We start from the raw sequence: 11,230 nt of genomic DNA, 5'->3' as shown, positions 1-11,230 counted from the left end.
CTCGAAACAGCCCGCCTGAATCCAGCGTTGCGTCTGCTTCCGGTGCAGCGCGTTGAACATCTCCCGCAAATCGTAGCGGCGCTGCGGAGCGTCCTTGTTCATCAAGGTCAGGTACGGAGCGGCGAAGCGCATGGCCGTGTGTCTGCGTGGCAGACGCTCAATACGCGGACCCTGACGCACTGTCGAGCTTGTGACGCTCGGTTCCATTCAGCGGAGGATTGAACACGCTGACAAGCACGAGATCTGTGTCTTTTCCGCCTCGCAGATAGTGCAGATCGTGCCGGTCGAGCGCATACATATCGCCCGGCCGGATCGAGTAGATATTGCCTTCGGAGTCTTCCACTTCGCCATAGCCGACGATGCAATAGCACGCTTCGAGATGGTTCCGATATTGCAGCAGCGATTCGGTTCCGGCTCGCACGACGGTATGACAAATCGTGTAGCCGAAGCCATCGCGTTCGGTAAGGAGGCGATGACTGGTTCCAGCGCCCCATTCGACGAAATATTCCGTTTTCTCAACGTCCGACAAACTGCGCACAAACATGCTCACTCCATTTGCACAACGTGTTGGGAAGCGACAGGAGGGCAGCGATCCACCGGAATCTGACTGTATCCGGGACGAAACTGGAACGAGTTATCCACTTGCTGCCGGACCTGGTAACTTGGGAGGATTCGCGAAATTCCAGATCCAAGCCAGCCGCATGACATCATGGATGGCCTTTATGTCGTGGCCATTTTAAGATTCCGTGTCTGTAGGTATGAAATTAGGATGCCAATTCACATGTCTCATTAACGGGTGGGCAACCCCGGCGACGAGCTATTGGAATTCTGTTCATGGCTTATGGGCGGGGACTAAAGCGTTGATTCAACTGCCGTCAGACTGACGCGTGACCGGTCTGATTGAGGAAGGTGGCGTGATTGACGCAGCTGGAATTGGGACGCGTTGCTTCAAGTAATTGACGACGCTATCTGCATCGTCAATTACTTTGATGTCGTCGAGCTCGCCCGCGCTGATGAGGTTGGCTGCTTCCAGATTCGTTCTCATCCAGTCGACAAGTCCTCCCCAAAACTGCGAACCGACCAGCACGACTGGCATGGGGGCAATTTTCTTCGTTTGCATGAGTGTCAAGATTTCGAATAACTCATCCAGCGTTCCCATACCACCCGGCATTGCAATAAATGCATGTGAATGTTTGCAGAAAGCGATTTTTCGCGTGAAGAAATTCTCGAAGACGAGAGATACATCTTGAAATTGGAAATCGGCTGGCTCGAAAGGGAGTACGACATTGAAGCCGATGGTATGCGTTTTTCCCGTGCGCGCACCCTCATTGGCGGCCCGCATGATCCCGGGCCCTCCACCGGAAATTACGGTGTAGCCCTCATTTGACAATCGAGAAGCAATTTGATGAGTGAGTGTGAATATTTCGTGGCCGGGCTTAATGCGTGCGCTGCCGAATATGCTAATCGCAGTACCGACGCGATCTGAAAGCTCTTCGATGCTCTCAAGCTCTCGCAGGATGGTTGCATGCATGGACTGACGTTACTTATGGTGTGAATAGGAGTTCGTAACAAAACAGATGGTCAGTCTATCGACATCCAACTGGACGGAGTAGCGAAATAGTTGCACAATCGGTGTGAATTTTTTTGTAGATCTAATCATGCGTGCATTGCCTCCACTCCGGGCTATTCAAAGTTTCGAAGTCGTAGCCAATTGTGAGAGCTTCACCAAAGCGGCAAATGAGTTGTGTTTAACGCATAGCGCGGTTAGCCACCAGGTCCGGTCGCTGGAAGCCTGGTTTGGAAAGGACATTTTTGTTCGCCACAGCGGCGGCGTGCGACTGACGAAAGAGGGGGAGCGGCTGAAGAGGGCATGTTCGGCCGCACTCGCGCTGCTCGAAGACGAATGTGCCGGTATTCGTGATCAAGCGCCGGAGCGGAAGCTCACGATTGGCTGTTGTGGCAGCTTTCTCGCTCACTGGCTTCTTCCCAGAATCGACGGATTCTCAAGGCGTGCGCCGGAGGTCGTACTGAATTTTCAGGCGCAAGGGGATGTCGCTGCATTGCTGGGACGGGAAGTCGATGCCTTGATAGTTACCGACCGATTCCCGTCGTTGGCCATCAAGGCGACCCGCTTGACGACAGACATGATAGGGCCAGTCTGCACGCCTGACTGGCCGAATCCCCCCAGGTTGCCGCGCGACGTCGGCGGATTACGCCTGCTGCACGCAAGATCACGTATGAAGGCATGGAGCGAATGGAGTCAAGCTGTTGGAGTTGCTGTCGATTCGCGCTGCGAACAGGTACTGGACAGCTTGTCCTTAACTATTGAAGCAGCAAGAAGCGGGATGGGATTCGCAATCGCTCCGGAATTATTGGTTCGGCGCGATCTTGCGGACGGCCGGTTGATTGCACCGGTGGGGTTTGTGCATGTTGAGCGATCGACCTATCTTTACGTGCGTGCGTCTCAATCGCAGGAAAGCGATGTTGCGATCTTTCAGGATTGGCTACTAGAAGAATGCAGCAACGATCTGCCGCGTGACAGCGGCCTCCGACCATGTCGTAACGACAACGATGTCGACGGAGATCGCGGTGGCCATCCTTAAGGTTTGAAGTCGCTTCATTCGACGGTTCTCCTTCGGCGCGGCCCCACCGGTTGAAGCCGGCCGATTTGCCCTGCTTTGCGCTATTGCGCGGTTTTATCCGGCAACGCGACCCCGCCCAGGGCCTGATAGAGCGCGGCGGTATCGGCGAGCCGTTCGGCTTGCACACGCGTCCTGTCGAGCGAGGTCTGAAGCGCCGTGCGCTGCGCATCGATCAGATTGAACTCGCTAACCCCACCCGCCGCATAGCGCGCGTAGGCCGTCGTCGCGTTCGCCTGCGCCTCGCGCGCAGCGTCGTTGCGCGACTGCAGTTCGAGCGCATCGTCTTGTAGCGCGCGCAACGTATCGGCGACCTGTTGCAGCGCCTGCAGCACTGTCTGCCGATAGTCCGCGAACGCAGCGTTCAAGGCGGCCTCCGAGCCGCGCTTTTTCGCGTGCAGTTCGCCGCCGCGAAAAAGCGGCTGCGTTATCCCGAGTCCGATATTCCAGACGTTCAGCCCGTCGAGGAGGTCCGCGACGCGCGTGCGCTCCGTGCCTGCGCCTGCGGAGAGCGAAATCTGCGGATACAGATTCGCCGTCGCGACGCCCACGTTTGCGCTTGCCTGATGCAGCAACGCTTCGGCGGCGCGAATGTCGGGCCGCTCGCGGGCGAGCGTCGAAGGCAGCGTGAGCGCAACGGTGTCGGGCAGCTTCAACGTATCGAGCGAGAGCGCGTCGAGTTGTGCCGCGTACTGGGTGCTCGACGGCTCGACGCCCAGCAGGATCGCAAGCTGATGATCGGTCTGGGCAAGCTGGGTCGAAAGCGGCGGCAGCGAGGCGCGCGTTTGCGCGAGCAGCGTGCGCTGGCTGCGCACGTCGACATCGGCGACACCGCCTGCGGCGAGCCGCTTTTCCATGATCGACAACTGACGCGACTGCGCGTCGACCAGTTGCTGCGTGAGTTCGATCTGACGACGCAGCGATGCACGCCGAACCGCCGCCGACACGACGTTGCCCGCCACCGAAAGACGCGCCGCTTCGAGTTCGTAGGCCGCGTAATCGACCTGGGCGAGCGTCGCTTCGAGTGCGCGGCGATTGGCGCCGAAGACATCGAACACATACGACACGCTGACCGACGCGTCATAGAGCGTGAACGGCGGCGGCTTCGGCACGGAGTTGATGCCGAACGACGTGAGGTCGACTTTCTGGCGCGTGCCCGAAAGCCTGGCGTCGATAGACGGGAACAGCGTCGCGCCCGCCTGTGCGTTGTAGTTTTCGCGGGCCTGAACGAGTTTGTCGCGTGCGGAATCGAGCGTCGGACTGGCTGCGAGCGCGGTATCGACGAGCTGATCGAGCGCCGGGCTGCCGAACTGCGTCCACCACGCGTGCGGCGCAGTCGAGGCGGCGACGAAGTGCTGCGCGCCGCCGCCCGCGCCGCCGGGTGCCGCGGTCGCGGCGGGCGTTGCTGTCGTCGTCTCTCGCGTGAAGGAGGCCGTCGCGGGTGGCGCCGGCGTGTGGAAATCGGGGCCGACGGCGCAGCCCGCGAGCATCAGCGCGAGTGTGGTGGCGGAGAGCGCGAAGCGTGTCATTGTCGCGAGCCTCCTAGTCGAGCGTGCGCCGGTAGAAGCGCACGGCGATCGTCATGACGATCGCCATGAACACGACGAGCGGCCACACCGAAGGCCACAGGTCGCTCCAGCCGTTGCCCTTGAGCAGGATGCCGCGCACGAGCCGGTTGAAGTACGTGAGCGGCAGCAGGTTGCCGATGTATTGCGCCCAGCGCGGCATGCCCGCGAACGGGAACATGAAGCCGGACAGCAGCACGTTCGGCAGGAAATAGAACACGGTGAGCTGCATCGCCTGCAACTGGTTTTGCGCGAGCGACGAAAGCGTGATGCCGACCGTGAGATTCGCGGCGATAAAAAGCAGCGCCGAGACATAGAGCGCGAGAAGACTGCCCGCGAACGGCACATGAAACACGAAGCGCGAGGCGAGCACGATGATCGTGGCCTGCACGAGGCCGATCGCCACATACGGCACGATCTTGCCGGTCATGACTTCGAATGGGCGCACCGGCGTCGAGAGCAGGTTTTCCATCGTGCCGCGCTCGCGTTCGCGCGTGATTGCGAGGCCGGTCATCATCACCATCGTGATCGTGAGGATCACGCCCATGAGGCCCGGCACGACGTTGTACTGCGTAATGCCTTCGGGGTTGTAGAGACGGTGGATCTGCACGTCGAATGCGGCGGGCGTGCCGTTCAGATGCGCGAGCGGACCCGTGAGATCCTTCGCGGCCACGGGCGCGACGAGCCCCGGCAGCGCCGCGATGGCGGTGGTGATCGCGGTGGGATCGGTTGCGTCGGCTTCGACGAGCAGCGACGGTTTTTCGCCGCGCAGCAGCCGCCGCGAAAAATCGGCTGGAATGCTCAGCACGAACTGCACCTTGCCGCGTGCGAGCGCGTGACGCGCGGCGGCTTCGTCGGGCAGCGTTTCGATCACGTCGAAATAGGCCGAATTCTTCATTCCCGCGATGAAGCTGCGCGAGAACACGCTGTCGTCGCCGATCACGACTGCGGTGGGCATGTGCTTCGGATCGGTATTGATCGCGTAGCCGAACAGCGTGAGCTGAATGATCGGCAGACCGATGATCATCGCGAAGGTGATGCGGTCGCGCTTCAGTTGCAGGAATTCCTTGAGCACGATGCTCCACCAGCGCGCCAGCGAGAACCCCATCGAGAATCCGCCGGGCCGCTTCACGACGCTGCTCCGTAGTTGTCCGCGACGTGGCTCATCAGATAGATGAAGACGTCTTCGAGGCCGGTGCCGATGCGCTCGGTGCGCAGCGATTTGCCCGCCGATACGCGTTCGATGGCGGCGGCGAGCGCCGCGTGATCGCGTCCGCTCGCGTGCAGCACCGAGCCGAACACCACGGTCTGATCGACGCCTGGCATCGCGCGTAATTGCGTCGAGAGCGCGGTGAGCTGCTCGCCGTGAATCGCCCACGTCTGGAGGTCCTGCGAAGCGATGATGTCGGCGGCGGTGCCCTGCGCGAGCAGCTTGCCGTAGGCGATGTACGCGAGCTTGTGACAACGCTCGGCTTCGTCCATGTAGTGCGTGCTTACGAGCACCGAAATGCCGCGCGCGGCGAGCCGGTGGAGTTCCTCCCAGAAATCGCGGCGCGCGTTGGGATCGACGCCCGCGGTGGGTTCGTCGAGCAGCAGCAGTTTCGGCTCGTGCAGCATGCACGCCGCGAGCGCGAGACGCTGTTTCCAGCCGCCCGAGAGCGCGCCGGTGAGCTGGCTCGCGCGGCTCGCGAGCCCGAGCGATTCGAGTGCGCGGTCAACGGCTTCGCGGCGGTTGGGCATCTCGTAGATGCGCGCGACGAAGTCGAGATTCTCGCGGATCGTCAGGTCTTCCCAGTACGAGAAGCGCTGCGTCATGTAGCCGACATTGCGCTTGATCTGCTCACTCTCGCGCCGGATGTCGTAGCCGAGGCAGGTGCCCGAACCGGAGTCGGGCGTGAGCAGGCCGCACATCATCCGGATCGACGTGGTCTTGCCGCTGCCGTTCGGGCCGAGAAAGCCGAAGATTTCGCCGTGCGCGACTTGCAGCGAGACGTCGTTGACAACGTGCTTGTCGCCGAAGCGCTTGTTCAGCTTCTGGACGTCGATCGCATAGCCGGGTTCGATGGCGCGGCCGTCGTCGCGAGGTCCGGTCGTGGTCATTGCAGCCGCACCGCGACGGGTTGGCCCGGATGCAGCTTGACGGCGTCGTCGCGCGACGGATGCGCTTCGATCATGAAGACGAGCTTTGCGCGGCTCTCGTTGCTGTAAATGACGGGCGGCGTGTATTCGGCGGCATTCGAGATCCACGTGATCGTCGCGGGGATATCGGCGCTGCAGCCGTCGCAGTGAATGGTGACGTGCCGGCCCGTCGCAAGCGTGCCGACCACGGATTCCGGTACGAAGAAGCGGACCTTCACGTTCTGCGGCGGCAGGAGTTGCACGACGGGGTTGCCCGCCTGCACCCATTCGCCGACGCGAAAGAGCGTGTCATGCACGAGCCCCGCGCTCGGCGCGGCCACATGCTTCTGGTCGAGCTTCCACTGGGCCTGTGCGAGCGCGGCACGGGACGCTTCGACCTGAGCCGCCTGCGCGGCGAGCTGCGCCGTGCGGCCGGGGAGCCTGGAGACCGTCACCTGGTTTTGCAGTTCGCGGACCTGCGCGGCGGTTGCGGCGGCGTTGGCGCGCGAATCGTCGAGTTGCCCTTTGGGGATGCCGCCCGCGGTGAATTGCGCTTCATCGCGCGTGAGCTGCAACGCAGCCTTGCTTGCGTTCGCAACGGCCTGCGCGAGCTGGGCCTCGGTGACGCGCACCTCGGGCGGACGCTTGCCGGTCTGCAGATCGGCAAGCTGCGATTCGGCGGCGGCGAGCTGATGGCGCGCCTCGTCGCGTGCGGCGGTTTCGTTGCCGGATTCGAGTGCGAAGACGGGCGTTGCGGCTGCAACGTTCTGGCCGCGCTGCACGTCGAGCTCTGTCAATGCACCCGATTGCGACGACGACAGATACACGTATTCGCCTTCGACATAGCCCTGCCACGCCGGTGCCTGGTGCTGCGAGCAGCCCGCGAGAGCGCCTGCGGCGCACAGGGCGAGTGCGGGCCATGCACGCTTCATGTTGCATTCCTCGAAGTATGACGTTCCGGCGGCGTCACGGTGTTGTCGGGCGGGACCTGCAGCGCTGCCGAGAGCAGCGCGCTGACGTGCCGGTGCAATACGTCGCGCTCGATTTTCGGCAGGCCGCGCGTGCTCTGCCAGGTTTTGGCGGTGGCGAGCGGCAGCATGACGAGCGCGAGAATCGACATGAACAGCAGCGGTGCTTCGAGGGCGGGATTGATCGTGCCGTCGTGCTGTGCCGCGCCGATGCGCGACGCGAAGCGCTGCAACTGATCGATGGGCAGGACCTTGAGCATGCGCTCGCGCAGCAGGCCGCCTTCGTTGACGATCTCGCGCAGCCACAGCGGCGGCAGCCACGGCATGCGCGCGGTCACGTCGAACATGCGCGCGACGAGGTCTTCCACGAGCGCGTGCGCGTCCCGATCCTCGCCGCTCTCCACGCTCGACCAGACGAAGGCGATCGAACGCGCGATGCGCTCGTCGACGACGGCATCGAGCAGCTTTTCGCGGTTGGTGAAGTAGTAGTGGACCATCGCCGACGTGACGCCCGCCGCGGTGGCGATTTGCGCCATCGTCGTGGCGGCGATGCCGCGCTCGGCGAAGAGTTGGGTGGCGCAGGCGAGCAGCCGTTCGCGCACGTCGAGATCGGCATTGGCGCGGCGTCGCCCGCGCGGCCGGGGCTGCGCGCTCTCTGGCTGTGACGCGTGCGGCCTGGCAGGGGCAGCGGGACGTTTGAGCATGCGTGTAGTCTAATTCACGCATTAGTTAAATTCAAAGTCCCTGCGTCGGGTGCTGCTCAGGGCGACATCGAGGGTTAACCCGGATCAACGGTTCCGTATTCGTTTCAGACTTATCCGATACAAAAGTATCGCTGCGTCCTTCAGGCTTTGGGGTTCGTGCCGAAAGGCTTTCGAGTTCAGATCCTGAGAAACATGGACCAGAAAATGAAGCGCATCGTCGTGATCGACGACCAACCTATCGTGCTCAAGACGCTCGTCAACGTGCTGAAGGCGGAATACGAACTTGTCGGCGAATGTGGCGACGGCGAAGAAGGGCTGCGGATCGTGCAGACGCTGAAGCCCGATCTGACGATTCTCGATCTCGAGTTGCCGAAGCTCGATGGCCTTTCCCTGATTCGCACCATTCGCGCCTCGCAGCCGGACGCGCGCATTCTCGTGCTGTCGGCCAAGCCGGAACTGGTGATGGCGAATCACACGCGCATTGCCGGTGCGAGCGGCTATGTCAGCAAGAGCCGGGGCGTGGAGGAGCTGTGCAGCATCGTCAAGGCGGTGCTGATCGGCTACGACTGCTTTCCGGCAGGCTGTTGCGGCACCGCGCGCGATGCGTCGCTCAACGGGCTCTCGCCGCGCGAGGTGCAGGTGCTGCAATATCTGGCGCGCGGCGTGAGCAACAAGAGCATTGCCGAGCGCCTCGGGCTCTCCGACAAGACAGTCAGCACCTACAAGACGCGCGCGCTCGACAAGCTCGGCGTGTCGTCGCTGGCGGCGCTCATCGAGTTCGCCACGCTTAACAAGCTCATCGAATAGCGGCCGAAAAGCCGCGCTTGCTTGAAACAGCGTGCGCAGCATTCGACATCGAACTACGCCAGCCCGATGACGTTCGAGAAGAGTCGGGCCGCCGCTCAGCAAGAGCAGGCGGCCCGATTGCCTCAGCGGATGGATACGTCAAACAGAAGCAAGTTCATCGGATCATGCCTGCTTTTCCAGGGCGGATTCAGCTTTGTGCATGCCGTTGGCGGCTCCACTGGCGCCCCCAACGCTCGTGACCTGCAGACGCGGGACGACTGCGAGACTGATCAGCGATAGTGCAGCCGCTCCCGTGCACAGTAGTCCGACACCCCAGTTGTCGAGTATCCCCGCGCCAACGAATGCGCCGGTGCCGATTGCTCCGTTGAAAATTGCAACGTAGATGGCCGATGCGGGCAATGCAGCATCCCCCGCGACGCGAAGGACCGACGTCTGGATGCTCACGAACACCATGGCGATGCCCATCCCCCAGCCGAAAACCAGTATCGTGGCAACCGTCGTGCCGCCCGCGATGCCGGAGCCGATGACGATGAGGCACAGAGACATCAATAGCAGGGCCGATCCGAGCAGGTATTTCGGATGGCGGTCGATCAGCGCTCCGCACAAAAAGTTTCCGGCAATGCCGGCAGCCCCGAAGGCAAACAAGCAGATCGCGATACTTGAGGCCGATACGTTCAACCGGGAAGACAGCAACACTTCGACGAAAGTGAAAGCTGCGAAATGCGCCACAATGACCAAAGCGGCGATCGCGTAGAGTCGCCGCAATTGCTTGTTACTCAGGACCACCTTAAAAACGGAGCGATTCAACGGCTCGCTTCCGGGTATGCGCGGCAACAGGGCAGCCAACGCAAGGCCTGTCAGTAACGAGAGAACCGCGAGGCATGTGAAGCCGACACGCCACCCTCCGTGGTTGGAGATCAGGTTAACAAGCGGGACGCCAATTACGCTTGCGGCCGACACCCCGCCAAAAATGATGGCTGTGGCGCGGCCGACCTGGCGTGTTGAAACGAGTTGGGCGCCCAACGTACCCACCATTGTCCAGAACGCACCATGAGCAAGCGCGCCAAAGAGGCGAGCCATCAACAACATGTTGAACGTGCTACTCGCCGCGGCGATTGCATTGGAGAGCGCCAGTAGCAGCATCAGGCTCACCATCAATGGCCTCCGTCGCAATCCACTAATCGCCAGAACGGAGAACAGCGCCGCCACTGCGCCAATCCACGCGTACGCTGTTACGACCAATCCCGTTCGTCCGGGGCTTTGCGAAAAATTGTCCGCAATCCCGGAGAGCATTCCGATGGGGGCTAACTCGGTGGTGACCACGATGAAGGCGCCAACAGCCAGTGCAACCACGGCCATCCAGTCGCGCATTGTGGAGTTGTGCTGTGCCATAGTCACGCGTTGACTCCTTTCATGCCTGCTTCGGTGTAGCGATCACCGACCGCCCGGAAGTTCCTGAGTGCAATCGAGAGATCAGCCAGCTCCGCTTCCGTAAGGGCGAGCGTAGCGGCGCCGACGTTGTCCTCCAGATGCGGAACCCGCTTGGTGCCAGGAATCGGCACGATGTCTTCGCCCTGCGCTAGCAGCCAGGCGAGCGCGATCTGGGCAGGCGTGCACGACTTGCTATGAGCGAGGGATGCAACAGCCTGGGCAAGCGGTTGGTTGGCTTGCAGGTTTTCCGCCGTGAAGCGAGGCAGCGCGCCTCGCACATCGTCTTCGGCAAACACCGTGTCGCGGTGGAACTCGCCGGTCAGAAAACCACGTCCCAACGGCGAATACGGCACAAAACCAATTCCCAACTCACGGCACGCCGGCAGAACCTCGGATTCGACGTCACGCGTCCAGAGCGAATACTCGGTCTGCACTGCGGTGACGGGATGAACAGAATGGGCGCGCCGAAGCGTGAGGGCACTGACTTCCGACAAGCCGAGATGCGCGATCTTGCCTTCGGCGACGAGGTCAGCCAGTGCTTGCATCGTCGCCTCGATGGACGAGTTCGGGTCGATGCGATGGACGTAATAAAGGTCGATGCACTCGACGCCCAAACGCCGCAGCGACGCCTCGCAGGCCTGCCGGATATAGTCGGGGCTGTTATCGATCCGACGCTGATATTCACCGGGACGGCGCACGATGCCAAATTTGGTTGCAACGCGTACGTCTGCCTTTTTTCCGGCCAGGAAGCGCCCCAACAGTTCTTCGTTGTGGTGATTTCCATAGGTATCCGCAGTATCGAAAAACGTAATACCGAGATCGACTGCACGGTGGAGCACGGTCATCGCCTCGACGTCGTCGCGCGGACCATAGAACTCGCTCATTCCCATGCACCCGAGACCTATCGCCGAAACGGTCAGGTCCTTTCCAAGTGTGCGATTTTGCATATCTCAATCTCCTTCCTTGTGCAGTGAGATGGGCGCCAGTATGCTGCTCAG

General features: G+C 61.6%; 11 protein-coding genes and 1 pseudogene. 2 read left to right on the top strand and 10 right to left on the bottom strand.

From position 1 onward, the window contains the following. The 3 genes and pseudogenes from Q0L30_RS14420 to Q0L30_RS14410 form a co-directional block, all read right to left on the bottom strand. A pseudogene (locus Q0L30_RS14420) lies at nt 1–132 on the bottom strand (IS5/IS1182 family transposase); the annotation flags it as partial. A 25-nt stretch (nt 133–157) separates the two neighbouring features. Then, complete coding sequence (locus Q0L30_RS14415; protein ID WP_296657421.1) at nt 158–544, bottom strand: ectoine synthase; 387 nt, start codon at nt 542–544, stop codon at nt 158–160. A gap of 321 nt (nt 545–865) precedes the next feature. Beyond that, nucleotides 866–1,531 (bottom strand): TIGR00730 family Rossman fold protein, encoded by a 666-nt coding sequence (locus Q0L30_RS14410; protein WP_296657418.1) that lies wholly within the window; start codon nt 1,529–1,531, stop codon nt 866–868. A 127-nt stretch (nt 1,532–1,658) separates the two neighbouring features. Between Q0L30_RS14410 and Q0L30_RS14405 the strand changes: the two genes are divergently transcribed. Beyond that, nucleotides 1,659–2,603 carry a LysR substrate-binding domain-containing protein gene (locus Q0L30_RS14405; protein ID WP_296657416.1) on the top strand — a complete coding sequence of 315 codons (945 nt, stop codon included), beginning with the start codon at nt 1,659–1,661 and terminating at the stop codon, nt 2,601–2,603. A gap of 80 nt (nt 2,604–2,683) precedes the next feature. Here the strand turns inward: Q0L30_RS14405 and Q0L30_RS14400 are convergent, their stop codons facing one another. Genes Q0L30_RS14400 through Q0L30_RS14380 form a run of 5 tightly spaced genes read right to left on the bottom strand, consistent with a single transcriptional unit; the run spans nt 2,684 to nt 7,994 of the window. Continuing rightward, nucleotides 2,684–4,168 carry an efflux transporter outer membrane subunit gene (locus tag Q0L30_RS14400; protein ID WP_296657415.1) on the bottom strand — a complete coding sequence of 495 codons (1,485 nt, stop codon included), beginning with the start codon at nt 4,166–4,168 and terminating at the stop codon, nt 2,684–2,686. 13 nt (nt 4,169–4,181) lie between these two features. Continuing rightward, nucleotides 4,182–5,312, bottom strand: a complete 1,131-nt coding sequence (locus tag Q0L30_RS14395; RefSeq protein ID WP_296657430.1) for an ABC transporter permease — start codon at nt 5,310–5,312, stop codon at nt 4,182–4,184. 20 nt (nt 5,313–5,332) lie between these two features. Then, nucleotides 5,333–6,304 (bottom strand): ABC transporter ATP-binding protein, encoded by a 972-nt coding sequence (locus Q0L30_RS14390; protein ID WP_296657412.1) that lies wholly within the window; start codon nt 6,302–6,304, stop codon nt 5,333–5,335. Next, nucleotides 6,301–7,254 (bottom strand): HlyD family efflux transporter periplasmic adaptor subunit, encoded by a 954-nt coding sequence (locus tag Q0L30_RS14385; protein WP_296657408.1) that lies wholly within the window; start codon nt 7,252–7,254, stop codon nt 6,301–6,303. Before Q0L30_RS14385 ends, Q0L30_RS14390 begins: the two co-directional genes overlap by 4 nt. Further along, the gene (locus tag Q0L30_RS14380; protein ID WP_296657405.1) at nt 7,251–7,994 is read right to left on the bottom strand and encodes a TetR/AcrR family transcriptional regulator; all 744 of its coding nucleotides are present in this window, start codon (nt 7,992–7,994) and stop codon (nt 7,251–7,253) included. Before Q0L30_RS14380 ends, Q0L30_RS14385 begins: the two co-directional genes overlap by 4 nt. A gap of 192 nt (nt 7,995–8,186) precedes the next feature. On the opposite strand from Q0L30_RS14380, the gene Q0L30_RS14375 reads away from it, so the two are divergent. Next, nucleotides 8,187–8,801, top strand: a complete 615-nt coding sequence (locus Q0L30_RS14375) for a response regulator transcription factor (RefSeq protein ID WP_296657403.1) — start codon at nt 8,187–8,189, stop codon at nt 8,799–8,801. A gap of 162 nt (nt 8,802–8,963) precedes the next feature. Here Q0L30_RS14375 and Q0L30_RS14370 read toward each other — a convergent pair whose 3' ends face one another. Continuing rightward, a complete protein-coding gene (locus tag Q0L30_RS14370) occupies nt 8,964–10,193 on the bottom strand; it encodes an MFS transporter (protein ID WP_296657429.1) in 1,230 nt (409 codons plus the stop codon). Nucleotides 10,194–10,195: 2 nt separating this feature from the next. Further along, nucleotides 10,196–11,179: an aldo/keto reductase gene (locus Q0L30_RS14365; RefSeq protein ID WP_296657401.1), complete on the bottom strand. Its 984-nt coding sequence runs from the start codon at nt 11,177–11,179 to the stop codon at nt 10,196–10,198. Nucleotides 11,180–11,230 lie beyond the last annotated feature (51 nt).

Source organism: Paraburkholderia sp., from assembly GCF_024281035.1.
Classification (GTDB): domain Bacteria; phylum Pseudomonadota; class Gammaproteobacteria; order Burkholderiales; family Burkholderiaceae; genus Paraburkholderia.
This window is presented reverse-complemented; position numbering and strand designations above follow the sequence as displayed.

Excerpts from the sequence above, each read along its gene's own strand:
- Q0L30_RS14415 (WP_296657421.1), bottom strand. The coding sequence starts at position 544 with ATGTTTGTGCGCAGTTTGTCGGACGTTGAGAAAACGGAATATTTCGTC.
- Q0L30_RS14410 (WP_296657418.1), bottom strand. The coding sequence starts at position 1,531 with ATGCATGCAACCATCCTGCGAGAGCTTGAGAGCATCGAAGAGCTTTCA.
- Q0L30_RS14405 (WP_296657416.1), top strand. The coding sequence starts at position 1,659 with ATGCGTGCATTGCCTCCACTCCGGGCTATTCAAAGTTTCGAAGTCGTA.
- Q0L30_RS14400 (WP_296657415.1), bottom strand. The coding sequence starts at position 4,168 with ATGACACGCTTCGCGCTCTCCGCCACCACACTCGCGCTGATGCTCGCG.
- Q0L30_RS14395 (WP_296657430.1), bottom strand. The coding sequence starts at position 5,312 with ATGGGGTTCTCGCTGGCGCGCTGGTGGAGCATCGTGCTCAAGGAATTC.
- Q0L30_RS14390 (WP_296657412.1), bottom strand. The coding sequence starts at position 6,304 with ATGACCACGACCGGACCTCGCGACGACGGCCGCGCCATCGAACCCGGC.
- Q0L30_RS14385 (WP_296657408.1), bottom strand. The coding sequence starts at position 7,254 with ATGAAGCGTGCATGGCCCGCACTCGCCCTGTGCGCCGCAGGCGCTCTC.
- Q0L30_RS14380 (WP_296657405.1), bottom strand. The coding sequence starts at position 7,994 with ATGCTCAAACGTCCCGCTGCCCCTGCCAGGCCGCACGCGTCACAGCCA.
- Q0L30_RS14375 (WP_296657403.1), top strand. The coding sequence starts at position 8,187 with ATGGACCAGAAAATGAAGCGCATCGTCGTGATCGACGACCAACCTATC.
- Q0L30_RS14370 (WP_296657429.1), bottom strand. The coding sequence starts at position 10,193 with ATGGCACAGCACAACTCCACAATGCGCGACTGGATGGCCGTGGTTGCA.
- Q0L30_RS14365 (WP_296657401.1), bottom strand. The coding sequence starts at position 11,179 with ATGCAAAATCGCACACTTGGAAAGGACCTGACCGTTTCGGCGATAGGT.